General features: G+C 65.3%; 17 protein-coding genes and 2 tRNA genes. 6 read left to right on the top strand and 13 right to left on the bottom strand.

The annotated features are described in order from the left end of the window. Window positions 1–50: 50 nt before the first annotated feature. Complete coding sequence (gene purL, locus PX653_RS06935) at window positions 51–4,076, bottom strand: phosphoribosylformylglycinamidine synthase (RefSeq protein WP_277417171.1); 4,026 nt, start codon at window positions 4,074–4,076, stop codon at window positions 51–53. Window positions 4,077–4,366: 290 nt separating this feature from the next. On the opposite strand from purL, the gene PX653_RS06930 reads away from it, so the two are divergent. Genes PX653_RS06930 through PX653_RS06920 form a run of 3 tightly spaced genes read left to right on the top strand, consistent with a single transcriptional unit; the run spans window position 4,367 to window position 6,602 of the window. Further along, window positions 4,367–6,004 (top strand): tetratricopeptide repeat-containing response regulator, encoded by a 1,638-nt coding sequence (locus PX653_RS06930; RefSeq protein ID WP_277417170.1) that lies wholly within the window; start codon window positions 4,367–4,369, stop codon window positions 6,002–6,004. Between the two features lie 59 nt (window positions 6,005–6,063). After that, the gene (locus PX653_RS06925; protein WP_277417169.1) at window positions 6,064–6,261 is read left to right on the top strand and encodes a hypothetical protein; all 198 of its coding nucleotides are present in this window, start codon (window positions 6,064–6,066) and stop codon (window positions 6,259–6,261) included. After that, on the top strand, window positions 6,258–6,602 hold the full coding sequence (locus PX653_RS06920; RefSeq protein WP_277417168.1) for a hypothetical protein: 345 nt from the start codon (window positions 6,258–6,260) through the stop codon (window positions 6,600–6,602). Before PX653_RS06925 ends, PX653_RS06920 begins: the two co-directional genes overlap by 4 nt. Window positions 6,603–6,618: 16 nt before the next feature. Here the strand turns inward: PX653_RS06920 and PX653_RS06915 are convergent, their stop codons facing one another. Next, the gene (locus PX653_RS06915) at window positions 6,619–10,224 is read right to left on the bottom strand and encodes a hydantoinase B/oxoprolinase family protein (protein WP_277417167.1); all 3,606 of its coding nucleotides are present in this window, start codon (window positions 10,222–10,224) and stop codon (window positions 6,619–6,621) included. Between the two features lie 90 nt (window positions 10,225–10,314). On the opposite strand from PX653_RS06915, the gene PX653_RS06910 reads away from it, so the two are divergent. Beyond that, complete coding sequence (locus tag PX653_RS06910; RefSeq protein WP_277417166.1) at window positions 10,315–11,820, top strand: NAD(P)H-hydrate dehydratase; 1,506 nt, start codon at window positions 10,315–10,317, stop codon at window positions 11,818–11,820. Here PX653_RS06910 and PX653_RS06905 read toward each other — a convergent pair. Continuing rightward, on the bottom strand, window positions 11,817–12,569 hold the full coding sequence (locus PX653_RS06905) for an ABC transporter ATP-binding protein (protein ID WP_277417165.1): 753 nt from the start codon (window positions 12,567–12,569) through the stop codon (window positions 11,817–11,819). The two genes, PX653_RS06910 and PX653_RS06905, sit on opposite strands and share 4 nt — an antisense overlap. A 46-nt stretch (window positions 12,570–12,615) precedes the next feature. On the opposite strand from PX653_RS06905, the gene PX653_RS06900 reads away from it, so the two are divergent. Both PX653_RS06900 and mnmH read left to right on the top strand, forming a co-directional pair. Continuing rightward, window positions 12,616–13,224: an arylesterase gene (locus tag PX653_RS06900; protein ID WP_277417164.1), complete on the top strand. Its 609-nt coding sequence runs from the start codon at window positions 12,616–12,618 to the stop codon at window positions 13,222–13,224. Next, window positions 13,221–14,276, top strand: a complete 1,056-nt coding sequence (gene mnmH, locus PX653_RS06895) for a tRNA 2-selenouridine(34) synthase MnmH (protein WP_277417163.1) — start codon at window positions 13,221–13,223, stop codon at window positions 14,274–14,276. Before PX653_RS06900 ends, mnmH begins: the two co-directional genes overlap by 4 nt. A gap of 308 nt (window positions 14,277–14,584) precedes the next feature. Here mnmH and PX653_RS06890 read toward each other — a convergent pair whose 3' ends face one another. The 10 genes from PX653_RS06890 to PX653_RS06845 form a co-directional block, all read right to left on the bottom strand. After that, window positions 14,585–14,890, bottom strand: coding sequence for an NIPSNAP family protein (locus PX653_RS06890; RefSeq protein WP_277417162.1), 306 nt, complete (start codon window positions 14,888–14,890; stop codon window positions 14,585–14,587). Window positions 14,891–15,090: 200 nt separating this feature from the next. Next, complete coding sequence (locus tag PX653_RS06885) at window positions 15,091–15,759, bottom strand: aspartate/glutamate racemase family protein (protein ID WP_277417161.1); 669 nt, start codon at window positions 15,757–15,759, stop codon at window positions 15,091–15,093. A 382-nt stretch (window positions 15,760–16,141) separates the two neighbouring features. Next, complete coding sequence (locus PX653_RS06880; RefSeq protein WP_277417160.1) at window positions 16,142–18,076, bottom strand: SurA N-terminal domain-containing protein; 1,935 nt, start codon at window positions 18,074–18,076, stop codon at window positions 16,142–16,144. Between the two features lie 574 nt (window positions 18,077–18,650). Then, window positions 18,651–18,727 (bottom strand) — tRNA-Asp (locus PX653_RS06875). Between the two features lie 81 nt (window positions 18,728–18,808). Next, a complete protein-coding gene (locus PX653_RS06870) occupies window positions 18,809–19,081 on the bottom strand; it encodes an HU family DNA-binding protein (protein WP_107142294.1) in 273 nt (90 codons plus the stop codon). 369 nt (window positions 19,082–19,450) lie between these two features. After that, window positions 19,451–21,862 (bottom strand): endopeptidase La, encoded by a 2,412-nt coding sequence (gene lon, locus PX653_RS06865; RefSeq protein ID WP_277417159.1) that lies wholly within the window; start codon window positions 21,860–21,862, stop codon window positions 19,451–19,453. Between the two features lie 294 nt (window positions 21,863–22,156). Further along, window positions 22,157–23,425: an ATP-dependent Clp protease ATP-binding subunit ClpX gene (clpX, locus tag PX653_RS06860; protein ID WP_277417158.1), complete on the bottom strand. Its 1,269-nt coding sequence runs from the start codon at window positions 23,423–23,425 to the stop codon at window positions 22,157–22,159. Between the two features lie 216 nt (window positions 23,426–23,641). Beyond that, window positions 23,642–24,259, bottom strand: a complete 618-nt coding sequence (gene clpP, locus PX653_RS06855; protein ID WP_371860224.1) for an ATP-dependent Clp endopeptidase proteolytic subunit ClpP — start codon at window positions 24,257–24,259, stop codon at window positions 23,642–23,644. A 102-nt stretch (window positions 24,260–24,361) separates the two neighbouring features. Continuing rightward, window positions 24,362–25,702 (bottom strand): trigger factor, encoded by a 1,341-nt coding sequence (gene tig, locus PX653_RS06850; RefSeq protein WP_277417157.1) that lies wholly within the window; start codon window positions 25,700–25,702, stop codon window positions 24,362–24,364. 32 nt (window positions 25,703–25,734) lie between these two features. Next, window positions 25,735–25,821 (bottom strand) — tRNA-Leu (locus tag PX653_RS06845). Window positions 25,822–25,863: the final 42 nt, after the last annotated feature.

Genomic DNA, 25,863 nt, shown 5'->3' with positions numbered 1-25,863 from the left:
CGCGGCCATGAAAAAAGCCGGGCAAGCCCGGCTTCGTCTGACTGCCGGGATCAGCCGACAAACTTGCGCGCGTTGCGGAACATCCGCATCCACGGCGATTCCTCGCCCCACGCCGCAGGCGCCCACGAGTTCTGCACCGTGCGGAACACGCGCTCGGCGTGCGGCATCAGCACCGTGAAGCGGCCGTCCGGCGTCGTCACCGACGTCAACCCGCGCGGCGAGCCGTTCGGGTTGTACGGGTAGGTTTCCGTCGCGTTGCCATGGTTGTCCACGTAGCGCATGGCGCCCAGCGCGGCGTCGATGTCGCCGGTCTGGCTGAAGTCCGCGTAACCTTCGCCATGGGCGATGGCGATCGGGCTTTGGGTGCCGGCCATCCCCGCGAAGAAGATCGACGGCGAGTCCAGCACCTCGACCATCGCGAAGCGTGCCTCGAACTTCTCCGATTTGTTCGTGGTGAACTTCGGCCAAGCATGCGCGCCCGGGATGATGGACTTCAGGTTGCTCATCATCTGGCAGCCATTGCAGATGCCCAGGCCGAACGTGTCGGTGCGCTGGAAGAACTGCGCGAACTGCTCCGCCAGGGCAGGATTGAACAGGATCGACTTGGCCCAGCCTTCGCCGGCGCCCAGCACGTCGCCGTACGAGAAGCCGCCCACGGCAATCACGCCCTGGAACTCGGCCAGCTTGACGCGCCCGCCGATCAGGTCGCTCATGTGGACATCGATGGCAGCAAAGCCCGCCTGGTGCATCACCCATGCCGTCTCGATGTGCGAGTTGACGCCCTGCTCGCGCAGGATGGCGACACGCGGACGCACGCCGGTGGCCACGAACGGGGCCGCCACGTTGTCCGCCAGGTCGAACGTGACCTTCGGCGTGATGCCGGGATCGGTCTCGTCCAGCAGGCGGTCATATTCCGCGTCGGCCGTGGCCGGGTTCTCGCGCATGCGCGAGATGCGCCAGCTCGTCTCGCTCCACAGGCGGTGCAGCGCGCTGCCCGCCTCCGTGTAGATCAGCTTGGCGTCGCGCGTGAATTCGATCACGCCACGTTCGTTCGGCTTGCCGATGATATGGCTGCAGGCGCCCAGGTTGAACGAGCGCAGCACGTCCATGACGGCCGACTTCTCGTCCGCCCGCACCTGGATGACGGCGCCCAGCTCTTCGCTGAACAGCGCGCGCAGGGTCAGCTCGTTGCGGCGCTCGGCCACCTGGCCGGCCCAGTTCTTCGCGTCGCCCCAGTCGGCCGCGTGCTCGCCTTCCAGGGTCAGCATGTCGAGGTTGATCGACAGGCCGGCGCGGCCGGCAAAGGCCATTTCCGTCAGCGTGGCATACAGGCCGCCGTCCGAACGGTCGTGGTAGGCCAGCAGCTTGCCGTCGCGGTTCAATTGCTGGATGGCCGCAAAGAAGCCTTTGAGGTCTTCTGCGCTGTCCACGTCCGGCGCGGCGTTGCCCAGCTGGCCCAGCACCTGCGCCAGGATCGAGGCGCCCATGCGGTTCTTGCCGCGGCCCAGGTCGATCAGGATGATGGCGGTATCGCCCGCATCCATGCGCAGTTGCGGCGTCAGCGACTTGCGCACGTCGTAGACCGGTGCGAAGCCCGAGACGATCAGCGACACGGGCGAGACCACCGCCTTGGCCGCGCCGTCGTCGTTCCAGGTCGTGCGCATCGACAGCGAATCCTTGCCGACCGGGATGCTGATGCCCAGTGCCGGGCACAGGTCCATGCCGACGGCTTTGACCGTGTCGAACAGCGCGGCATCCTGGCCCGGCTGGCCGCAGGCGGCCATCCAGTTGGCGGACAGCTTGATGTCGGCGATGTCCGCGATCGGCGCGGCGGCCAGGTTGGTGATGACTTCACCGACGGCCATGCGGCCCGACGCCGGCGCATCGATGACGGCCAGCGGCGTACGCTCGCCCATCGCCATCGCTTCGCCCAGGTAGCCTTCGTACGACAGCGCCGTGACGGCGCAATCGGCCACCGGCACCTGCCATGGACCCACCATCTGGTCGCGCACCGAGGTGCCGCCCACCGTGCGGTCGCCAATGGTGATCAGGAAGCTCTTGTCGCCCACCGTCGGCGACAGCAGCACGCGCTGCGCCGCATCGGCCAGGTCGACACCGGTCAGGTCGATGGCCGGGAAGTCGCGCGTCACGTGGGTGACGTCGCGGTGCATCTTCGGTGGCTTGCCCAGGAGGACATCCATCGGCATGTCGACGGGGTTGTTGCCTTCTTGTGGATCGATCAGCTTCAGCTGGCGTTCTTCGGTGGCGGTACCGACGACGGCAAACGGGCAGCGCTCGCGCTCGCACAGTGCCTGGAACATGGGCAGGTCGTTCGGCGCGATGGCCAGCACATAGCGTTCCTGCGACTCGTTGCTCCAGATTTCCTTCGGCGCCAGGCCGGATTCCTCCAGCGGCACCTTGCGCAAGTCAAAGATCGCGCCGCGCTTGGCGTCATTGGTGATCTCGGGGAACGCGTTGGACAGGCCGCCGGCACCCACGTCGTGGATCGAGATGATCGGGTTGTCCTCGCCCAGCTGCCAGCAGCCGTTGATGACTTCCTGCGCGCGCCGTTCCATTTCCGGATTGCCGCGCTGGACGGAGTCGAAGTCCAGGTCGGCCGTGTTGGTGCCGGTCGCCATCGACGACGCGGCCGAGCCGCCCATGCCGATGCGCATGCCCGGGCCTCCCAGCTGGATCAGCAGGCTGCCGACCGGGATGTCGTTCTTGTGCGTGTGACGGTCGGCTATATTGCCGATGCCGCCCGCGATCATGATCGGCTTGTGGTAGCCGTAGACCGCGTGGCCCACGTTCTGTTCGTAGCTGCGGAAGTAACCGCCCAGCACGGGGCGGCCGAACTCGTTCGAGAACGCGGCGCCGCCCAGCGGGCCTTCGATCATGATCTGCAGCGGCGAGGCGATGCGATCTGGCTTGCCGTACACCTTCGCGCTATCGCGCGAGGCGACCGGTGCGGTCACGTCCGCCGCGTTCTCCCATGGCCGCACGGCGTCCGGCAGGTACAGGTTCGAGACCGTGAAGCCCGTCAGGCCAGCCTTCGGCTTGGCGCCGCGGCCGGTCGCGCCTTCGTCGCGGATCTCGCCGCCCGCGCCCGTGGAGGCGCCCGGGAATGGCGAGATGGCGGTCGGGTGGTTGTGCGTCTCGACCTTCATCAAGGTGTGGATCAGCTCATGCGACGCGCCATATTCGTGGCCCGCGCCGCGCGGGTAGAAGCGCGTGACCTCGGCGCCCTGCATGATCGACGAGTTGTCGGAATAGGCGACGATGGTGCCTTTCGGCTGCTTCTCGTGCGTGTTCTTGATCATCTTGAACAGCGAGCGCTCCTGCGCCACGCCGTCGATGGTCCAGTCGGCGTTGAAGATCTTGTGGCGGCAGTGCTCCGAGTTCGCCTGGGCGAACATCATCAGCTCGACGTCCGTCGGGTTGCGCTGCGCCGCCGTGAACGCGTCGTTCAGGTAGTCGATCTCGTCTTCCGACATCGCCAGGCCCAGGTCCGTGTTGGCCTGCACCAGCGCAGCGCGGCCGGCACCGATCACGTCGACCGTTTCCAGCGTCTTGCCTTCCAGGGTACGGAACAGGTCCGCGGCCTGGTCGGGATGGCGCAGCACGGATTCCGTCATGCGGTCGTGCAGCAGCGCGGCCACGGCTTCGGCCTGCTGCGCGTCCAGCTTCTTGGCCGCGCCGATGCTGCTGCCCAGGATGCCGCCCTTCAGCACCACGCGGTAGGCCACGCCCCGTTCGACACGGTGGATATGCGTCATGCCGCAGTTGTGGACGATGTCGGTTGCCTTCGATGCCCATGGCGAGATGGTGCCGAAGCGGGGAATCACGATGAACTCCTCCACCACGCCATCCGTCACGTCGGCCTGCGCCGGTTCGCCATAGGTCAGGAGGCCCGTCAGGCGGGCGCGGTCGTCTTCCGAGACGACCGCCTGGGCATCGACAAAGTGAATGTACCGGGCCTGGATTGCCGTCACGGCAGGCAGCACGGCTTGGAGTTGGGACAGGAGACGCTGGCTACGGAATGCGGACAGGGCATTGGAGCCCGGGAGTATCAACATGGTTGGGAGCGAGTTGATGCAGCAAGGCTGCGGATTAAGAAGAAATCTGGCACGGACGGGTGCTGCACTGGGCGGGCTGTAATCCTTTTGCCGGCATTATACTCTTTTCAGTATTGTCTTCCCAGCCTTTGCGGTGGGCGCTGTCCGGACCCGCGCGGGCGCAGGTGCAACAGATGAGCAACAGAAGTGGTGCCGCCGCGCAGATTCGCCGCGAAAATCAGTGTTTTCTGGCGGAAATGTCCTATTCTTGTAGCAACTCAAGATTCCGCAACTTCGTTTGCTCGTCCACCATGCCCGAATTCAGTGAGCTGTCGGTGCTGATCGTCGATCCCAGTCCCGGGATGCGCGGCAACCTGCACAATATGCTGAGCCAGTCCTCGATCGTGAAGATCGACTACGCGCTCGGCGCGGGCACGGCCATCCGCCAGCTGGCGAAGAAGGCCTACGACATCGTGCTGTGCGAGTACGACCTCGATGGCGGCGGCGCCAATGGCCAGGACGGCCAGCAGCTGCTGGAGGACCTGCGCCACCACCGGCTGATCGCGCCGGACACGATCTTCATCATGCTGACCTCCGAAGGCACCGACACCAAGGTGATCGGCGCGGCCGAGCTGACGCCCACCGACTACGTGCTGAAGCCCTTCACGGTGGAAACGCTGATGGCGCGCATCGGCCGCGCCGTGGACCGCCGCAACGCCCTGCTGCCCGTCCACCGGCGCATTGCCGAAGGCAGCCTGCGCGAGGCGCTGCGCCTGTGCCTGGCCGGATTGGACCGCCAGCCGCGCTACGCGACGGAGTTCGCCCGCCTGCAGGCCGAGACGCATGCGGCGCTGGACGAGTGGCCGGAAGCGGAGATGGTCTACCACACCGTGCTGGCGCTGCGCCCCGCGACCGGCTGGGCGCAACTGGGCATCGCCAGCTGCCAGTTCGCCCAGCAGCGCTACGACGACGCGCGCATCGTGCTGGAGCGGCTGATCGGGTTGTATCCCCGCTTCATGTCCGCCTACGACCTGCTGGCACGCACCTACCAGGCCCTGGGCCAGGACATCCAGGCCAAGAAGGTGCTGGAGGATGCCGTCGTCATCTCGCCCCACATGGTCCGCCGGCTGCGCCACCTGGGCGAGCTGGCGTTCGCCACCGACGACGTCGGCGTGGCCGAGCGGGCCTTCCGCGCCGTCGTCGGCAAGGCGCGCTATTCGGAATTCCGCTCGCCGGAGGACCACGTCAACCTGGTCCGCACGCTGGTGCGCAAGGGCGATGCCGCGCAGGCGGGCCACGTGATCCGCGACCTGGAACGCTCGCTGCGCGCCGGTCCGGAAGTCGAAACCTGCCGCGCGCTCGCCGCCGCCCTCGTGCTGGACCTGGCGGGCAGCGAGACGGGTGCCGCCGCCGAACTGGAGCGCGCTGCCGCCGCGGCGCGCGATGCGCAGAACCTGACCAGCCAGCTCAGGATCGGGCTCGTCAATGCCTGCCTGCAGCACCGGCTGGACGACACCGCGTCCACCCTGGTGCTGGACATGCTGAACGACGGCGCGCGCGGCATCACGGCCGAGCAGGCCGTGGACGTGTTCGAAAAAGCGGGCCGGCACGACCTTGCCATCAGCATCGGCCAGCGTGCCACCCAGCAGGCCCAGGACGCGCTCAGCGAGACGGCGGCGCGGCTGGGACAGGGCGAGCATCGTGCCGCCGTGCTGGCGATCACGGCCGCCGTGCGGCGCACGCCGCGCAATGTCCCCGTGCTGCTGGCGGCCGTGCAGACGATCCTGCGCCAGCTCGACGAACTGGGCTGGGAAGCACCGCTGGCCGAGCAGGCCGCCCAGCTGATGGCGCGCCTGCGCAAGCTGGACCCGGCACATGGCGCGCTGGAGCATCTGGCCCAGCAATACAGCGCCACCCAGCGCAAGTACGGTATCGCGGCGGCCGCCTGACGCCGTGGCAGGCCACGCAAAATCGGCGTAGAATCTACGCATATTCTCAGGAGGACACCATGGCATCGTCGTTCAATATCGATTCAAAGCTCGACAGCACGCTGGAAGACCTGAAAAAGCACTACGGCGCCAGTTCCAAGGCGGAAGTGCTGCGCAAGGCCGTCGCCCTGCTCAATATTGTCAGCCGCCATGAGGATGCGGACGGCAGTGTCACCTTGCGCCAGGGCGACAACGACATGAAAATCGTCCTGCGGTGACGGCGGAAGTTTTCAACGTCGCGGCCGAGGAAGGCCGCATCGGTAATGCCGTCGAAAGCGCCACGGCGCGCAGCATCACCGCCGACATCTGGCTGCGGGTGGCAATGGTCGTGGTCGTCTGCGGTATCTTCATCTGGCTCAACTGGCGCGTGATCGACTTCGTCCAGCAGGCCCTGCAACTCGACCTGGAGCGCATGCAGGCCACGCCGCCCCTGCCGCCGGAACACCGGCTGGTCACGTCGAACGTCGTCATGGCGCTGATCGGTGCCACGGTCGTGCAGACCGGCATCGGCTTCATCGCCATCACCTCCTACCTGTTCCCCAAGCGCCTCAACACCTGAGCTCGGGACTCGTCCGTCAGTCCGGCTGGCCGTAGCCGCCGCCGCCCGGCGTCTCGATGACGAACACGTCGCCCGGCGCCATCTCGGTCTTGCCGATGTGGCCCAGCTGCTCGACGGTGCCGTCGGCGCGCTCGACGAAGTTGCGCCCGGTCGCGCCCGGCAGGCCGCCCGCCATGCCGAACGGCGCGTGCAGCCGGTTGTTCGACAGGATCGCCGCCGTCATCGGCGCCAGGAAACGCACCCGGCGGATGCCGCCGTTGCCGCCGTGCCAGCGCCCGGCACCGCCGGAGCCGTGCCGGATCGCGTAGCTGTCCAGCCGCACGGGGAAACGGAATTCCAGGATTTCCGGGTCCGTCAGGCGCGAGTTCGTCATGTTCGTCTGCACGACGTCGGTGCCGTCGAACCCCTCGCCCGCGCCGGCGCCGCCGCTGATCGTCTCGTAGTACTGGTACTTGCTGCTGCCGAACGTGAAGTTGTTCATCGTGCCCTGCGAAGCGGCCAGCACGCCCAGCGCGCCGTACAGCGCGTTCGTGATGCAGGTCGACGTCTCCACGTTGCCCGACACGACCGACGCCGGGTAGTGCGGATTGAGCATCGAGCCGGGCGGGATGATCACGCGCAGCGGCTTCAGGCAGCCGGCGTTGAGCGGTATCTCGTCGTCCACCAGGGTGCGGAAGACGTACAGCACGGCGGCCATGCAGACGGCCGACGGCGCATTGAAGTTGTTCGGCAACTGGCTCGATGTGCCGGTGAAATCGACGGTGGCGCTGCGCGCGGCGCGGTCGACGGTAACGGCGACCTGGATGCGCGCGCCGTTGTCCAGCGGGACGGTGAAGCTGCCATCGGCCAGCGTATCGATCACGCGCCGCACCGCTTCCTCCGCGTTGTCCTGCACGTGCCCCATATAGGCCTGCACGACGTCCAGGCCGAAGTGCGCCACCATGCGCTGCAGCTCCTCGACACCCTTCTGGTTGGCCGCCACCTGGGCGCGCAGGTCCGCCAAATTCTGGTCGGGATTGCGGGCCGGCCAGCGTGCGCCCGCCAGCAGCGCGCGCGTTTCCTCTTCGCGCAGGCGGCCGCCCGCGGCACCGTCCACCAGCAGGAAGTTGTCGATCAGGACGCCCTCCTCCTCGATGTGCGCGGAGTCGGGCGGCATCGAGCCGGGCGTGGTGCCGCCGATGTCCGCATGGTGGCCGCGCGAGCCCACGTAGAACAGGATGTCGCGGCCCGCCGCGTCGAACACCGGCGTGATGACGGTGACGTCCGGCAGGTGCGTGCCGCCGTTGTACGGGTCGTTCAGCATGAATACGTCGCCCGGGCGCATGCGTCCAGCATTGCCGTGCATGACGCGCTTGATGCTCTCGCCCATCGAGCCCAGGTGCACCGGCATGTGCGGCGCGTTGGCGATCAGGTTGCCCTGGGCGTCGAACAGCGCGCACGAGAAGTCCAGGCGTTCCTTGATGTTGACGGAGTACGCCGTGTTCTGCAGCCGCAATCCCATCTGCTCGGCGATCGACATGAACAGGTTGTTGAAGATCTCCAGCATGACGGGATCGGCGGTGCTGCCAAGTGCCCGCCGCGCGGGCAGCGCCTGCACCCGCGTCAGCACCAGGTGATCCTGCGGCGTGACGACGGCCTGCCAGCCCTCCTCCACCACGGTGGTCGCATTGGCCTCGGCGATGATGGCGGGACCGGCAATGACGTCGCCGATGCGCGTGCCGGCCCGGGCGAACACGCCCGTGTGGCGCCACTGCCCGGCGCTGTACATGCGCACGCGCCGGCGCGGCGCGAGGGCCTGCTCCCGCGCAGCCTGCACCGGCGTGGCGGGCGCGGGCGCGTCGGATGCGCCGATTGCCTCGACCGACACCGCCTCCACGATCAGCGCCTTGTGCGGCATCAGGAACGAGAAGCGCTTCTTGTACGCCGCTTCGAACTGCGCCTGCATCGCCGCGATCGGGCCATCTGGCACGACCAGCGCCGAATCGGTGCCCTCGTAGCGCAGGTGCACGCGGCGGATGACGTCGATGCGCCGCGGCGCCACGCCCTGCTCGCGCAATGCCCCGGCTGCCTCGTGCGCCAGCGCGTCGAGCCTTGCGGCCAGGGCCGGCAGGTGCTCTTCGCCCAGCTTCAGTTCCACCGCCACTTCGCGCATCGCGGTCTGGTCGGCCAGTCCCATGCCATAGGCCGACAGCACGCCGGCCAGCGAGTGGATGAAGACCGTCTTCATGCCGAGGGCATCGGCCACCAGGCAGGCGTGCTGGCCGCCTGCGCCGCCAAAGCTGGTCAACGCGTAGTCCGTCACGTCATGCCCGCGCTGCACGGAGATCTGCTTGATCGCGTTGGCCATGTTGCCCACCGCGATATCGATGTAGCCGGCCGCGATGTCCTCGGGCGTGGCGGCCTGGCCCGTCGCCGCGGCGATCTCGCCCGCCAGCGCCGCGAAGCGCTGCCGTACGACGTCCACGTCGAGGGGCGCGTTGCCCTCCGGGCCGAACAGCGCGGGGAATTCGTCCGGCTGGATCTTGCCCAGCATGACGTTGCAGTCGGTGACCGCCAGCGGCCCGCCGCGCCGGTAGCTGGCCGGGCCGGGGTTGGCACCGGCGCTGTCCGGCCCCACGCGCAGGCGGCTGCCGTCGAAATGCAGGATCGAGCCGCCGCCTGCCGCCACTGTGTGGATGCTCATCATGGGCGCGCGCATGCGCACGCCCGCCACCTGCGTCTCGAACACGCGCTCGAACTCGCCGGCGTAGTGCGACACGTCGGTCGAGGTGCCGCCCATGTCGAAGCCGATCACCTTGTCGAAGCCCGCCAGCCGGCTGGCCCGCACCATGCCGACGATGCCGCCGGCCGGGCCGGACAGGATGCTGTCCTTGCCCTGGAACGCGCGCGCGTCCGTCAGCCCGCCGCTGGACTGCATGAACTGCAGGTTCACGCCCGGCAGCTCGCCGGCCACCTGGTCGACATAGCGGCGCAGGATCGGCGACAGGTAGGCGTCGACGACGGTCGTGTCGCCCCGTGCCACCAGCTTCATCAGGGGGCTGACGGCATGCGACGCCGACACCTGGGTGAAGCCGATCGCTCGCGCCATGGCTGCCACCGTCGCCTCGTGCGCGGTGTGGCGGTAGCCATGCATGAAGACGACGGCGAGCGAGCGGAAGCCCGCATCCCACGCTGCCTGCAGGCCGGCGCGGGCCGCGGCTTCGTCCAGCGGCGTGACGACTTCGCCGTGCGCACCCATGCGTTCGTCGATCTCGATCACGTGGCCGTACAGCAGCTCGGGCAGCACGATGTGGCGGTCGAACAGGCGCGGACGGTTCTGGTAGGCGATGCGCAGCGCGTCGCCGAAGCCGCGCGTGATGGCCAGCGCGGTGCGCTCGCCCTTGCGCTCCAGCAGGGCATTGGTGGCCACTGTCGTGCCCATCTTGACTGCCTCCACCCGTTCGGCGGGGATGGCGGCGCCGGCGTCGATGCCCAGCAGGTGGCGGATGCCGGCAATGGCCGCGTCGCGGTACTGCTCGGGATGTTCCGACAGCAGTTTATGGGTCGTCAGCGTGCCATCCGGGCGGCGCGCCACGATGTCCGTGAAGGTGCCGCCCCGGTCGATCCAGAATTGCCAGTCCATTGCCATCCTCGCGTCTGAAAACGGCTATTGTAAGGCGAGCGCGCAACCGGGCGGTGCTAGAATCGGGCATTGCCAGCCCCGCCGCGTTCCATGCAGCCACTGTACACCGTCGCCCAGATCCGCCAGATCGAAACCGAATCGGCCCGCCGCTTGCCGGCGGGCGCGCTGATGCAACGGGCCGGCCAGGCGGCCGCCAACGCGGCACTGGACCTGCTGCCTTTCGCGACCAGCCGCGCCAGGGTGCTGGTGCTGGCGGGACCCGGCAACAACGGTGGCGACGCGCTGGAAGCGGCGGCGCACCTGGCCCACGCGGGCGCGCACGTGGCCCTCGTCCACTTCGAGGGCGGCACGGCCCCCGAGCGGGTGCGGGCGCTGGAACGGGCCCGCGCCAGCCCGGCGCGCTTCATGGCGGAGGATGGCATCGGCGCCGGCGAATGGCATCTTGTCATCGACGGCCTGTTCGGCATCGGGCTGGGTCGCCCCGTCGCCGGCACCTTCGCCGCGCTGGTCGCTGCCATCAACGCGCTGCCCTGCCCGGTCCTGGCGCTGGACGTGCCGAGCGGCCTGGATGCCGACACCGGCTGCGTCGTCGGTCCGGACGGCTGCGCCGTGCACGCCACGCACACGCTCACCTTCATCGGCGACAAGCCGGGCCTTCACACCTGCGATGGCCGCGACCACGCGGGCGCCGTCACCGTCGCCCACCTCGATATCGACGCGGCCCATTATCCCGCCGCCACCATCCACCTGAACGACACCGCCGGGTTCGCGCACGCCGCCGTGGCGCGGCCACAGAATTCCCACAAGGGCAGCTATGGCAACGTGGCGGTGCTGGGCGGTGCGCCCGGCATGACGGGCGCGCCGGTGCTGGCGGGCCGCGCCGCCTTGCACGCCGGTGCCGGCCGGGTGTTCCTGTGCTTTGCCGGGCCCGCCCTGCAGTGCGACGCGGGCCAGCCGGAGCTGATGTGCCGTACCGCGCACGGCGTGGACTTTGCCACCGGCGTCACCGTCGCGGGACCGGGGCTGGGCGGCAGCGACGAGGCCGCGCACCTGCTGGAACAGGCCATCGCCAGCCCGCAACCGCTGGTCGTCGACGCGGACGGCCTGAACCTGGTGGCGGCCCGTTCGGGCCTGGCGGCGCGGCTGCGCTCCCGCAAGGCTGCCACGATCCTGACCCCGCACCCGCTGGAAGCGGCGCGCCTGCTGGCGACGTCGATCGGTGCGATCCAGCGCGACCGGCTGGACAGCGCACGCCGGCTGGCGACAGCGCTGCATGCGATCGTCATCCTGAAAGGTTCCGGCACGGTCATCGGGGCGCCTGGCGGTGCCATCGTCATCAACCCGACGGGCAATCCGGCGCTGGCCACGGCCGGCACCGGCGACGTACTGGCGGGCTTGTGCGGCGCGCTGCTGGCGCAGGGCTGGCCCGGCTGGGAGGCGGCGCTGGGCGCCGTCTGGCTGCACGGCATGGCGGCCGACGTGCTGGTGACCGAAGGTACCGGGCCGGTCGGGCTGACCGCCGGCGAGTTGATTCCCGCGATCCGCACGGCGTTGAACCGGCTGGTGGCGCGCCACACGCGGCGCGGCCGAACCTAGACGACGCGGCCGGCGGCGATCGTGATCGTGCGGCCGCAGCGTGCCGCGATACTGCGATCGTGCGTGACCAGTACGAGCGTCGAGCCCCGCTCCCGATTGAGTTCGAACATCAGCTGGATCACGGCTTCGCCGGTGGCGGCATCGAGGCTGCCGGTCGGCTCGTCGGCCAGCAACAGCGGCGGCTCCGTGACGAAGGCGCGCGCCAGCGCGACCCGCTGCTGCTCGCCGCCGGACAGGAACTTCGGATAATGGCGCAGGCGGCTGGACAGGCCCACCCGGCCCAGCATGGCTTCCGCCTTGGCGCGGGCGGCGCCGTCCCCCGCCAGTTCCAGGGGCAGCATGACGTTCTCCAGCGCCGTCAGGTGCGCCAGCAGCTGGAACGACTGGAACACGAAGCCCAGGCGGGCCTTGCGCAGCGCGGCGCGGCCATCCTCGTCCAAGGTGAAGATATCGGTGCCTTCGATCAGCACCGAGCCGGCGCTCGGCGTATCCAGGCCCGCCAGCAGGCCGAGCAACGTGGACTTGCCGGAGCCGGACGCGCCGACGATGGCAACCGTCTCGCCCTTTTGCACGGTAAAATCGACGCTGTGCAGGATGGTCAGCTCACCGCTGGCATCGGCCACCCGTTTGGTGAGGCCGCGCACGGAGATCGCGCCGGCGGGTGCGGCCGCCCGCACCTCGGCGTGCGCGTGGCTCGCGGCGGGCGAATGGGAAATGAAACTGCTGGACGCGTTGGGGATATCGGGCATGGTCGGAAGCTGGTCGCAAAAGTTACATCGAATACTGAGTCGTGGAATGTCCTGGTGCGCGCTGCTGCTGTTGGCGGCCGCTGCGCCCGCCTATTCTGCCCCAAAAACCCTGCTCGTGGTGGGCGACAGCCTGTCGGCCGAATACGGCATCGCGCGCGGCAGCGGCTGGGTCGCACTGCTCGAGCGGAAACTGCAGGCGCAAAAGGTCGGCGCCAGCATCGTCAACGCCAGCGTCAGCGGCGAGACGACGAGCGGCGGGCGCACCCGCATGCCGTCGCTGCTGGCGAAGCACAAACCGGACGTCGTCGTCATCGAACTGGGTGCCAACGACGGCCTGCGCGGCCTGCCGGTGGCCGCGGCAGATGCCAACCTGCGCGCCATGGTGGCGGCGGCCAAGAAGGCCGGCGCGGCCGTGCTGCTGGTCGGCATGCAGATCCCGCCCAATTACGGGCGCGATTACGCCGAGAAGTTTTCCGCCATGTTCGGCAAGATCAGCCGCGACGAAAAGGTCGCGCTGGCGCCGTTCATGCTCGCGGGCGTGGCCGACAAGACGGACCTGTTCCAGCCGGACCGCCTGCACCCGCTGGCGACGGCCCATCCCGTCATCCTCGACAATATCTGGCCCTCGCTGGCCCCACTGCTGAAAGCCAAATGAAGTATCCCGAAATCCTGCCCATCGACGATGTGCTTGCCCGTCTCGACGACTTCGACACGATCATCGACGCCCGCACCCCCGCCGAGTACGCGCTCGACCACCTGCCGGACGCCATCAACTGCCCGGTGCTGGACGACGAGCAGCGCATCGTCGTCGGCACGCTGTACAAACAGACCGGCGCCTTCGAGGCCAAGAAGCTGGGCGCCGCCCTGGTGGCGAAGAACATCGCCCACCACCTGGAGACGCTGTGGCAGGACAAGCCGCGCGACTGGAAGCCGCTCGTCTATTGCTGGCGCGGCGGCAACCGCAGCGGCTCGATGGCGCACATCCTGGCGAAGGTCGGCTGGCCCGTCGTGCAGCTCGACGGCGGCTACAAGGCCTTCCGCAACCGCGTCAACGCCGACCTGGAACAAACGCCCCAGCTGGATTTCCGCGTGATCTGCGGGACGACGGGCAGCGGCAAGACCCGCCTGCTCGACACGCTCGAATCGGTCGGCGCCCAGGTGCTGGACCTGGAACAGCTGGCGGCGCACCGCGGCTCCGTGTTGGGCAACCTGCCCTGCCAGCCGCAGCCCACGCAAAAGGCGTTCGAGACGTCGATCTGGGACCGGCTGCGCCGTTTCGATCCCGCCCGCCCCGTGTTCGTTGAATCGGAAAGCAAGAAGGTAGGCGCGCTGCGCGTCCCGGCCGCGCTGATGGAGCGCATGCGCGCCTCGCCCTGCGTCGCGCTGCAGGTGGCGCGCGAGGAACGGGTCAAGCTGCTGATCGAGGACTATCAGCACTTCGCCTGCAACGCGCCGGCGCTGAACGCGCAGCTGGCCTACCTGACGGACCTGCATGGCAAGGCGAAGATCGCGGCCTGGCAGGAGATGGCCACGGGCGGGCGCATGGCGGAGCTGGTCGACGAGCTGCTGGTCGAGCATTACGACCCGGCCTATACCCGCTCGATCCATCGCAATTTCATCCAGTACGAGCACGCGCAGGTCGTTGAGCTGGCGGACATCGCGCCGGCATCGTTCGTCGCGGCGGCGCGGGCGCTGCATCAGGGCTGAGCTGCGGCCGGCGATGAAAACCGGGGACAGTCCCGTAGGGACAGTCCCCAAGCCCTGACGAGCCGCATGGCAACCCGCCTTGGTGACTGTCACCCCAGGGTCACCGACTCTATCGCGCTATCGAACCGTTGGCTGAGCTTTCGCCTCCAACCTGCAAAGGTAGTCAACAAGGCAGCAGCGCGCTGCCCCTTCCCGTCACCGGCCAGCGGCCTCCACGGCATGGGGAAAGCCGGAGCGACATCGCCGTAGCGTGGCGGCCCGCCGGCATGTTCCGCGAGCGCATCCACGAACCAAGGGAAACAAAGAATCTACTGAAGCACGGGCCGCAGAAAACTGCGTTCATAGCTCAGGATGAACTTCTGTTGCGTGGCTTTGCTGACAAGCTCAATACATTCCCGATCCTCTGCGGCCTCGCGGCGATACCGTTCATAATCGGACAGGCTGGGGAAACTAAACAGGCAGTAGGCGATATTGTTAGCCCCTTCGGCAGGCAGGAAATAGCCGTGGTGCTCCCCTCCCATGCGCCTGACAATTTGCACCCAATCGCGTGAATAGCGCTCGAAGGCGTCCATCTGATAGGGGTCGATAATATACTTAACGTGGCAGGTAATCATGTCGTGAGTCCTTCGATGGCGCAGCAGGATTCGATTTTAGAGCGATCCGAGCCGGCGAGTCGAAGGGGGGTGGCCACCCTCGACCGTTTCTCGCCCAAACCAAGCGTTCGGGCAATACCAGACCTATCACAGCGCGGCGTTGCCGCATTCATGTTGTCGCGCTTTCCGCAATCGCACAGTACAGCGAAGTGACGTACATTTCAGTTCATCGCTAATCGTGCAATTTCTTCCGTGTGAACCAAGGCACAGTCTATGACAGGATACGGATAACCCGGCTTGTCAAACGCCAGAAACAGATCGGTTCCGCCCAGCACGATGGCTTGCGCGCGATGTTCGCTGATGAGGCGCCCGGCTGCCTCTTCAAAGTATGCCCGATGTTCGTCGGTGGCTTTCCCGACGACAGCCATGGAGACGTAGTTTGCGTGTGCCGTACCTAATTCCTCACCCGGAACCGTGACCACATCCACGCCTGCAAGACCGTACAGTCTGGACTCCATCACCGCACGTGTGCCCAAGACGCCGACTCTTGTTATGTTTCGTGCGGCGAAGTGAGCTTGCAGTGCCGGCAGCGCGCTGATGATCGGCAGACTCGACAAAGGCTCGAGTTCGTCCATGCAGAAATGCCCACCCATCGATGTCACCGCGACCGCTTCACAGCCCGCCCCCTTGAGCTGATCGATATACTTCGCAAAGACAGCCGCCTGAGCCTCTTTGTTCCCCGCCTCCAGGTTACTCACCATTTCCCTCGCGTCTGCGTTGGCAATGGTTAGCTCCAGCCGTCTATCTGCTTTGGCATACAGCTTCACCAGCGCGCGGTAATAGAACTCCGTCGCTGCCGGCCCAATACCGCCAATCAATCCGATATGCATGATTTCTCCCGTGTGCGAGGCTGTCTGTGACCGAAAGCGAAGTGGCCGCGGACGATTGTACCGTACAGGTACACTCGATCGTACCACGCAAGCTGGACAATTCTTCTCGATAGGGATCGGTCCCCGCGCGCGCGGTATCAGGATCTGCGGGAATACGTGCAGCTATTGCAGGAACGCGGCGTGACGCGCAAAGCGACCGAGCAACCTGTCGACACCCGTAGCGCTGCCGGCAAGAGTTTCCTCGACATGCCGGCCGCGTTTGGCAAGATATCTCTACCAAGCTCCGGCTAGCCGGACGTTCATGGACATCCAGGTCCGCTGATTGCGCTTGCGAAAAAAAAAACGCCCAGCAAAGCTGGGCGTTTTCATCATGTCACGCAGATCACTGCGCAGCTTCGGCGGGCTTGGCACCGGCCGGCTGCATTACCTTGACCTTGGCGCGTTCCTTCAGCACTTCGACATAGTTGGCCATGTCCTGCTGGGCCACGATATTGTCGATCTGCTCGGCGTCAGCGCTGCGGCGGGCGGCATCCGCCTGGGCCGGCTGGTGTACCTTGCCGATGCGGTAGATGCCGTACCCCATGCCTGGCAGCTCGACGCCGACGTAGGCCGGCAGCTTCGACACGTCCGCCTTCAGCACGGCGCGTGCCGCCAACGGGCTGATACCGTCGATCTTGGCGCGCGAGATGGTCTGGACGGCACCGAAGCCGGCCGTGTCACCGGACGCCTTGACGGCTTCCAGCTTCGCTTCCCCTGCCTTCTTCGCGGCAGCCAGCGCTTCCTGCGCCATCACCTGCTGGCGGATCTGCGCCTCCACCTCGGCCAGCGGACGCTTCGAGGCCGGCTTGAACTCGATGATACGGCCGGCGATCAGCGTGCTCGGTGCCGCTTCCACCGCTTCCGTATTACGCTTGTTCTTCAGCGAATCTTCCGAGAACAGGGCGGTCAGGAACCGGGCGTTGTTGTAGGGCGCCTGGCCCGCTACCGGATTCGGGGTACGTGTCACGCTGGCGGCTGTTTCGATCTTCAGGCCCAGCTTGTCCGCGACGGGCTTCAGGCTGTCGGCCTGCTCGTACACGGTGTTGGTGAACGTCTCGGCGGCTTCCGAATACTTCTTGGCGGCCTTCTGCTTCTTCAGGTCGGCGGCGATGTCGCCCTTGACGGCGTCCAGCGGCCTGACGGCGGCCGGCTTCAGGGAGGTCACGGTGATGACGTGGTAGCCAAACTCGGATTCGACGATATCGCTGATCTCGCCCTGCTTGAGCTTGAAGATCGACGCTTCCACGGTGGGCACCAGCGAACCCTTTTCGATGACGCCCAGGTCGCCGCCCTGCTCCGCGGAGCCCGGGTCTTCCGACTTCGCCTTGGCGATCTTGGCGAATTCGCCCGGTGCCTTGCGAACGTCGGCCAGGATGGCCTCGGCCTTGGCCTTCGCAGCGGCTTTGACATCGGCCTTGGCGGCCTTGTCGACAGCCACCAGGATGTGGCTGGCGCGGCGTTCTTCCGGTGCCGTGAAGCGGGCCGGCGCAGCATTGTAGACGGCCGCCACTTCCTCGTCGGTCACGCTGATCGTGCTCGCGATCGCATTGGCGTCAAACACGACGTACTCGATGCGCGCCTGCTCCGGCACCTGGAACAGCTTGTCGTTCTTGTCGTAGAACGACTTGACCATCGCGTCGGTGACCTTGGCGCCGGCGACGAACTCCGTCAGCGGCAGCACCAGTTCCTGCACGTCGCGTTCCTGTTCCGTCAAATTCGACACCATTTGTGCGACGGCGCGCGGCGCGAAGGCGCTGCCCTGCACGCCGGCGGCGAGTTGCTGGATGGTCAGGTCGCGCTTGAGGGACTGGAAGTAGCCTTCCGGCGTCAGGCCGGTCTGGCTGGCGATCAGGTTGGCGGCCTTCTCTTCATCGAGCTTGCCGTCGGCCTTGAACATGCCGGGGATGTCCTGCAGGCTCTCGGCCACTGCGCGCTGGACGGCTGCATCGACGGCGCCCAGGTGCGAGCGCGACGCTTCGGCCACGATGGCGCGTTGGGCGATCAGGTTGTCCAGCACGCTCTGGCGGAACTCGGGGGTGTCGAACAGCTTCTGGTCGAACTGCGTGCCCAGGCGCTGGCGGTACTGGTCCAGCTGGCGGCGCAGGGCCTGGTCATACTCCTGCTGGGTCACGGACTGGCCGTTGACCTTGGCGACCGTCGTGGCGTCGTCGCCAAAGCTCTCGTAGCCGCTGACGCCCACCAGGACGAACGACGGCACAATGACGATCGCCAGCAAAATCTGCATCAACTTTTGATGCGTACGAATGAATTCAAACATGGTCGGCCGATTGGATGAGTGGATCGTCAGGGGCAGCGGCGACATGCTGTCGCGACGCCCCTGTAAAAAAGGCGAACCCGAGTTCGCCCTCTGCTGCTCACGCGATTATAGGGGGCGGGTTCCGCTATAGCAAGGTAGCTGTTTGAATAATTGATAAGGGGCGGCCCCGGCTGCTCCAGGCTTGGGGACTGTCCCTGCGGGACTGTCCCCGGTTTTCTTCCGCGGCCGGGATGATATCGTGGGGTTGGGGTCTGTCCCGGCACGGGGACTGACCCCGAAGTTTGCATGCTCCGTCCGAACGCTGCCGAATTTCGGGGTCAGTCCCTGCAGGGACAGACCCCGGGCGCGCGGCTGGGACGTCTTGTTGCGCGGGCGGCACCGCAGGAGCACCACGGGTTTTGCTTGCGCCAAGAAAGCAAAAAGCCCCGCAGCTTTTCAGCTGCGGGGCTTTCGTTCTCGACGGATTCACCTTGGGCTCGCCGACGTTCCGCCGGCCGCGGTTTCGCTGGTAAGCGAAACCCTTCGAGCCCCAAACCGGACTCCCCGCAGGGGGAGTCCTCTTGTATCTGAATTCTGGCGGAGCGGACGGGGCTCGAACCCGCGACCCCCGGCGTGACAGGCCGGTATTCTAACCAACTGAACTACCGCTCCAGTACTGCGACTACGTCACTGCAACTGCACTACTACCTTCACGACAAGCGGCTGCACCAGGCAACCGCTCACCGAATTCGATTAGTTTACAGCATCTTTCAGTGCTTTGCCAGCCTTAAATTTCGGCACTTTGGCGGCGTCGATCGTGATCTCTTCCTTCGTGCGCGGGTTGCGGCCCGTGCGGGCGGCGCGTTCGCTCACCATGAAGGTGCCGAAGCCGACCAGGGTCACGCTGTCGTTCTTGGCCAGAGTAGTGGTTACGCCATCGATCATCGCGTCCAGCGCGCGTGCCGCGGCCGCTTTGGAAATGTCAGCGGAAGTGGCGATATGGTCGATCAGTTCAGTCTTGTTCACAGCTTGTTCCCCGTCACAAAGGTTTAAATCGTTTATACCGTTTTCACGCCCCTCGGGGCGCTGCCCGGCAAATGAAGGGGCATCGAAAAATCGTCGCGGACAAGGCAGGCATTGGCTAGGGCCGCACGAGTGAACATGGGACAGAACAGCGGCCGGCGATGAAGCGCAGTGGATTTTTCGAGGCTCCCTGAAGGGCAGAGAAAAATCTCAGGCCGTATTAAACAGGCGGCGCTTGCCCGGTGTCAAGGCGTGAAGTTGTAAAAACTGCGCGATTTACCCCTGTGCGGGCCGGAAAATGCAAAACGGGCGCCCGTTGGCGCCCGTTCCCGCGGCCCGAAGGCCGCGTCAGTACTTCATGCTCAATGCAGCTCAGTGCTTGACGACTTCCGTCTGGCCATCCGGCTTGGCGTTCGGAGCCGCCACCGCTTCCACCGCAGGCACGTCCGCCAGGGCTTCCGGTTGGCGCTCCAGCGCGATTTCCAGCACCTTGTCGATCCAGCGCACGGGCACGATCTCGAGCTTGTTCTTGACGTTGTCCGGAATCTCGGCCAGGTCCTTCACGTTCTGCTCGGGGATCAGGACCGTCTTGATGCCGCCGCGATGCGCCGCCAGCAGCTTCTCTTTCAGGCCGCCGATCGGCAGCACTTCGCCGCGCAGCGTGATCTCGCCCGTCATCGCCACGTCCGCGCGGACCGGGATGCCCGTGAACACCGATACCATCGCGGTGGTCATCGCGATACCGGCGGACGGACCGTCCTTCGGCGTCGCGCCTTCCGGCACGTGGATGTGGATGTCCTGCTTCTCGAACACCTCGGCCTTGATGCCCAGCCGCTGCGCGCGGCTGCGCACGACGGTGCGGGCCGCCTCGATCGATTCCTTCATCACGTCGCCCAGGGTACCCGTGCGAATGACGTTGCCCTTGCCCGGCATCGTGACCGATTCGATCGTCAGCAGGTCGCCGCCCACTTCCGTCCACGCCAGGCCGACCACCTGGCCCACCTGGTTGTCCTTCTCGGCCACGCCGAAGTCGTAGCGGCGCACGCCCAGGAACTTGTCCAGGTTTTTCGGCGTGATCGCGACCTTCTTCTCGGTCTTCTTCAACAGCAGCAGCTTGACCACCTTGCGGCAGATCTTCGAGACCTCGCGTTCCAGCGAACGCACGCCAGCTTCACGGGTGTAGTAGCGGATCACGTCGCGGATGGCGGCTTCGCTGACGGCGATCTCGCCTTCCTTCAGGCCGTTGTTCTTGATCTGCTTCGGCAGCAGGTAACGCAACGCGATGCTGGTCTTCTCGTCTTCCGTGTAACCGGACAGGCGGATCACTTCCATCCGGTCCAGCAGTGCCGGCGGGATGTTGTACGAGTTCGACGTCGCCACGAACATCACGTCCGACAAGTCGAAGTCCACCTCGATGTAGTGGTCCGAGAACGTGTGGTTCTGTTCCGGATCCAGTACCTCGAGCAGGGCCGACGACGGATCGCCGCGGAAGTCCGCGCCCATCTTGTCGATCTCGTCCAGCAGGAACAAGGGGTTCCTCACGCCGACTTTCGCCAGCGACTGCAGCACCTTGCCCGGCATCGAACCGATATAGGTACGACGGTGGCCGCGGATCTCGGCTTCGTCGCGCACGCCGCCCAGTGCCATGCGCACGAACTTGCGGTTCGTCGCGCGGGCGATCGACTGGCCCAGCGAGGTCTTGCCGACGCCGGGAGGACCCACGAAGCACAGGATCGGGGCCTTCAGCTTGTCGACGCGCTGCTGCACCGCGAGGTATTCCAGGATGCGTTCCTTGACCTTCTCGAGGCCATAGTGATCGCCTTCCAGTACCTTCTCGGCATTGGCCAGGTCGTTGTTGACCTTGGACTTCTTCTTCCACGGCAGCGACACCAGCGTGTCGATGTAGTTGCGCACGACGGTGGCTTCGGCCGACATCGGCGACATCAGCTTCAGCTTCTTCAGTTCGGCGTTGGCCTTGTCCAGGGCTTCCTTCGGCATCTTGGCGGCCAGGACCTTCTTCTCGAGTTCGTCGAAATCGGCACCCTCTTCGCCTTCGCCCAGTTCCTTCTGGATCGCCTTGACCTGCTCGTTCAGGTAGTACTCGCGCTGCGACTTCTCCATCTGGCGCTTGACGCGGCCACGGATGCGCTTCTCGACCTGCAGGATGTCCAGTTCGCCTTCCAGCTGGCCGAGCAGGTGCTCCAGGCGCTTGGCGACGTTGAAGATCTCGAGGATGACCTGCTTCTGCTCGAGTTTCAGCGGCAGGTGCGCCGCCACCGTGTCGGCCAGGCGGCCGGCATCGTCGATGCCCGACAGCGAAGCCAGGATCTCGGGCGGGATCTTCTTGTTCAGTTTTACGTACTGGTCGAACTGCTGCACGATGGCGCGGCGCATCGCTTCGATTTCGGAATCGTCGCCGATTTCCGATTCCAGCGGCGTCAGGTCAGCCATGAAGTGCGTCGGCGCGTCGGTGATCTTGCGGATGCGCGCGCGCTGGGCGCCCTCGACGAGCACCTTGACGGTGCCGTCCGGCAGCTTCAGCATTTGCAGGATGTTGGCGACGCAACCGATTTCATAGATGTCGGCAGGGGACGGTTCGTCCTTGGCGGCGGCTTTCTGGGCGGCGAGCATGATGCTCTTGCCCTGCTCCATAGCGGCTTCCAGCGCCTTGATCGATTTTGGACGCCCCACGAACAGGGGTATCACCATATGCGGGAAGACGACGACATCCCGTAAAGGCAACAACGGCAGTTGGGTCTGCTCAGTTAATTTGGAAGTTGTCATGGCGTACCTTATGTAAAAGCATGTTTATGATGTAGGCACTTGCAGCCGAATCACAAGACCTGCGGTCATAATATTTATGGACAACACATAATATTGCCCAAATATTAGGCCGCTGACAGGGCAATGGCATTTCTCCATCGCCCCATAAAAGAGCCGTCCCCGAATGAAAAAAGCCACGCGCGACAGGCGCCGCGAGTGGCTTTTCGAGTGAAGCCTGCTTCTCTTATTGGTTTCGATTGTACTGCCTTGCCGTACGGATGCAAAACGCTTTTTGCGGAAGTGTGCAACCCTTATTTAATTTTCACCGGACGCTTTTGGCGACTCCTGGTAAATCAACAAAGGTTTGGCGCCTTGCGTAATCGTGTTCTCGTCGATGACGACCTTCGTGACGTTCTGCTGGTTCGGCAGGTCGTACATGATGTCGAGCAGCGCGTGTTCCAGGATCGAACGCAGGCCGCGGGCACCCGTCTTGCGCGCCAGCGCTTTCTTGGCGATGGCGTGCAGGGCCGCCGGACGGATCTCCAGTTCGGCGCCTTCCATCTCCAGCAGCTTGCTGTACTGCTTGATCAGCGCGTTCTTCGGCTCGACCAGGATCTGGATCAGTGCCTCTTCGGTCAGTTCCGAAAGGGTGGCGACGACCGGCAGGCGGCCCACCAGCTCGGGGATCAGGCCGAACTTGATCAGGTCTTCCGGTTCCGCTTCCAGCAGGATGTCGGCGTTGGAACGCTGTTCCTTGCTCTTCACGGTGGCCGAGAAGCCGATGCCGCTCTTCTCGGAACGGTTCGAGATGATCTTGGCCAGGCCGTCGAACGCGCCGCCGCAGATGAACATGATGTTGGTCGTGTCGATCTGCACGAAGTCCTGGTTCGGATGCTTGCGACCGCCCTGTGGCGGCACGGATGCCATCGTGCCTTCGATCAGCTTCAGCAGGGCCTGCTGCACGCCTTCGCCGGACACGTCGCGGGTGATCGACGGGTTGTCGGACTTGCGCGAGATCTTGTCGATCTCGTCGATGTAGACGATGCCGCGCTGGGCCTTCTCGACGTCGTAGTTGCAGCTCTGCAGCAGCTTCTGGATGATGTTCTCGACGTCCTCGCCCACATAGCCGGCTTCCGTCAGCGTGGTCGCATCGGCGATCACGAACGGCACGTTCAGCATGCGCGCCAGCGTCTGCGCCAGCAGCGTCTTGCCGGAGCCCGTGGGGCCGACCAGCAGGATATTGCTCTTGGCAAGCTCGACGTCATCCTTCTTGCCCAGGTGCTTCAGGCGCTTGTAGTGGTTGTAGACTGCCACGGACAGGATACGCTTGGCCGTCTGCTGGCCGATCACGTACTGGTTCAGCAGCTCGGCGATCTCGTGCGGCGTCGGCAGGTCCGACTTGGCGCCCGTGACGGATTCGATGCTGGACGTCTCGTCGCGAATGATGTCATTGCACAAATCAATGCACTCGTCGCAAATGAAGACGGAGGGCCCGGCGATCAGCTTCTTGACCTCGTGCTGGCTCTTGCCACAGAAGGAGCAGTACAGAAGTTTTTCACCGCTGGAAGATTTTTTGTCGGACATGGGACGTTTTCTTTAGTTGCCAAGAATGGGTATTGCATTTCGGAAGCCGGCGGTAGCGCGCGGGGCAGATGCCCGCAACGAAACTTGCGCCATGTAAGCAGGGCAATGAGTCCTGCACACAACCACCATGCTACCCGAAATAAAAATAAAACGCCCGGAACGTTGTAGCGTCCGGGCGGATTTTTAACGATTTCGCTGAGGACGGGTTGCGCCCGATCAAGCGCGGGTCGTCAACACCTTGTCGATCAGGCCATACTCAGCAGCCTCGTCGCCGGACATGAAACGGTCGCGGTCAGTATCCTTGGCGATCTGGTCGATCGACTGGCCCGTACGCTCCGCCAGGATGCTGTTCAGGCGGTGACGCAGGTACAGGATCTCCTTGGCCTGGATCTCGATGTCGGACGCCTGCCCTTGCGAGCCGCCGGACGGCTGGTGGATCATGATGCGCGAGTTCGGCAGCGAGAAACGCTTGCCCTTGGCGCCGGCAGCCAGCAGGAACGCGCCCATGGACGCGGCCATGCCGGTGCACAGCGTCGACACGTCCGGCTTGATGAACTGCATCGTGTCGAAGATCGCCAGGCCCGCCGAGACGGAACCGCCGGGCGAGTTGATGTACAGCGAGATGTCCTTGTCCGGATTTTCGCTTTCCAGGAACAGCAGCTGGGCAACGATCAGGTTGGCCATCTGGTCGTTGACGGGACCGACCATGAAGATCACGCGCTCCTTCAGGAGGCGCGAGTAGATGTCGTACGAGCGCTCGCCGCGACCGCTCTGTTCGATCACCATCGGCACCAGGCCGAGCATTTCCGTATCGAGTGCCGGATTACGGTTCATTCCGATCATTCCTTCTCCAAGTGTAGCAGCGCCGGCAGCAGCTTGTTACCACGCAACGGTGATACCCATGCTGCGGCCGGCGCCGGGATGTCAGGCAGCAGATCAGCCCTGCTGTGCGCTTCCCATCAGTTCGTCGAACGGGATTTCCTTCGTCGACGCTTTCGACAGGCCCAGGACGTAAGTAACGACGTTTTCTTCCAATACAAGGGCTTCGACTTCAGCCAGGCGACGACGATCGCTGTAGTAGTACTTCAGCACTTCGCGCGGGTCTTCGTAGCTCTGGGCGAAGTCTTCGATCTGCGCCTTGACCTGCTCAGGCGTTGCCTGCAGGTTGTTGTCGCCGACCAGCTTCGACAGGATCAGGCCCAGGCGCACGCGGCGCTCGGCCTTGTCCTGGAACAGCTCCGGTGGGAATGGTACATCTTTTACGTTCATGCCGCGTTGCGCCATGTCCTGGCGGGTCATCTCGGCCAGGCGCTCCGTGTCCTGTGCGATCAGCGCCTGCGGCACGTCCAGCGTGGCGGTCTTGGCCAGCGCGTCCATCACGGCTTCCTTGTTGCGCGCCTTGATGCGGCCGGCCACTTCACGCTCCAGGTTGACCTTGATGTCGTCGCGCATCTTGGCCAGGTCGCCGTCGGCCACGCCCAGCGATTTGGCGAATTCGGCGTCGACTTCCGGCAGGTGCGCCCATTCCAGGTTCTTCAGCGTGATCGTGAACTCGGCGGTCTTGCCGGCCACGTCCTTGCCGTGGTAATCCTCGGGGAATGCCAGCGGGAAGGTCTTCGACTCGCCCACTTTCAGGCCGACCGTCGCGGCTTCGAATTCCGGCAGCATGCGGCCTTCGCCCAGCACGAACGTGTAGTCGTCGGCTTTACCGCCCGGGAATTCGACGTCGTCGATCTTGCCCACGAAGTCCACCGTCACGCGGTCGCCGTTGGCGGCTATGGGTGCGCCGCCGTCGCCGTGCTCGCCTGCCTCGCCCTTGGTGTGGAAGTGCACGCGCTGCTTGCGCAGGATGTCGATGGTCTTGTCGATCTCGACGTCGGTGACGGTCGACTTGACGGTTTCGATTTCCACGGCCGACAGGTCGCCGATTTCGACTTCAGGGTACACTTCGAACGTGGCGTCGAAGGTCAGCTGGCCTTCCGGCGCGTCCTGCTTCGGCTCGATCTTCGGGAAGCCCGCGACGCGCAGGTTGTTCTCGTTGGCGGCGTCGTTGAACGCGCGGCCGACCTTGTCGTTCAGCACTTCCGTTTCGATCTGGTAGCCGTACTGCGCCGCGACCATCTTCATCGGCACCTTGCCAGGACGGAAGCCTGGGGCGCGAGCGGATTTGGCCTGCACTTTCAGGCGCTTTTCCACTTCGGAACGGACGTCCGACAGCGGGAAGGAAATCGTGATGCGGCGTTCGAGTTTGCCCAAGGTTTCGACAGCAGTTGCCATGTAAAAATCGTCCAAAAAATGTGAATTCTTGTTGGTGCGAGGAGGGGGACTCGAACCCCCACACCATTGCTGGCGTCAGGACCTAAACCTGGTGCGTCTACCAATTTCGCCATCCTCGCGCATCTGACCGCCCGTCATTTCCCGGTCAGTCATCTCCGTAT

It is taken from the genome of Pseudoduganella chitinolytica (genome assembly GCF_029028125.1).
GTDB lineage: Bacteria > Pseudomonadota > Gammaproteobacteria > Burkholderiales > Burkholderiaceae_D > Rugamonas > Rugamonas chitinolytica.
The sequence above is the reverse complement of the archived record's forward strand: the minus strand, read 5'-3'. Positions and strand labels throughout refer to the sequence as shown.

Excerpts from the sequence above, each read along its gene's own strand:
- lon (WP_277417159.1), bottom strand. The coding sequence starts at position 21,862 with ATGACAACTTCCAAATTAACTGAGCAGACCCAACTGCCGTTGTTGCCT.
- mnmH (WP_277417163.1), top strand. The coding sequence starts at position 13,221 with ATGAAGTATCCCGAAATCCTGCCCATCGACGATGTGCTTGCCCGTCTC.
- PX653_RS06910 (WP_277417166.1), top strand. The coding sequence starts at position 10,315 with ATGCAGCCACTGTACACCGTCGCCCAGATCCGCCAGATCGAAACCGAA.
- PX653_RS06905 (WP_277417165.1), bottom strand. The coding sequence starts at position 12,569 with ATGCCCGATATCCCCAACGCGTCCAGCAGTTTCATTTCCCATTCGCCC.
- PX653_RS06930 (WP_277417170.1), top strand. The coding sequence starts at position 4,367 with ATGCCCGAATTCAGTGAGCTGTCGGTGCTGATCGTCGATCCCAGTCCC.
- purL (WP_277417171.1), bottom strand. The coding sequence starts at position 4,076 with ATGTTGATACTCCCGGGCTCCAATGCCCTGTCCGCATTCCGTAGCCAG.
- tig (WP_277417157.1), bottom strand. The coding sequence starts at position 25,702 with ATGGCAACTGCTGTCGAAACCTTGGGCAAACTCGAACGCCGCATCACG.
- PX653_RS06890 (WP_277417162.1), bottom strand. The coding sequence starts at position 14,890 with ATGATTACCTGCCACGTTAAGTATATTATCGACCCCTATCAGATGGAC.
- PX653_RS06885 (WP_277417161.1), bottom strand. The coding sequence starts at position 15,759 with ATGCATATCGGATTGATTGGCGGTATTGGGCCGGCAGCGACGGAGTTC.
- PX653_RS06900 (WP_277417164.1), top strand. The coding sequence starts at position 12,616 with ATGTCCTGGTGCGCGCTGCTGCTGTTGGCGGCCGCTGCGCCCGCCTAT.
- clpX (WP_277417158.1), bottom strand. The coding sequence starts at position 23,425 with ATGTCCGACAAAAAATCTTCCAGCGGTGAAAAACTTCTGTACTGCTCC.
- PX653_RS06880 (WP_277417160.1), bottom strand. The coding sequence starts at position 18,076 with ATGTTTGAATTCATTCGTACGCATCAAAAGTTGATGCAGATTTTGCTG.
- PX653_RS06915 (WP_277417167.1), bottom strand. The coding sequence starts at position 10,224 with ATGGACTGGCAATTCTGGATCGACCGGGGCGGCACCTTCACGGACATC.
- PX653_RS06925 (WP_277417169.1), top strand. The coding sequence starts at position 6,064 with ATGGCATCGTCGTTCAATATCGATTCAAAGCTCGACAGCACGCTGGAA.
- clpP (WP_371860224.1), bottom strand. The coding sequence starts at position 24,259 with ATGAACCGTAATCCGGCACTCGATACGGAAATGCTCGGCCTGGTGCCG.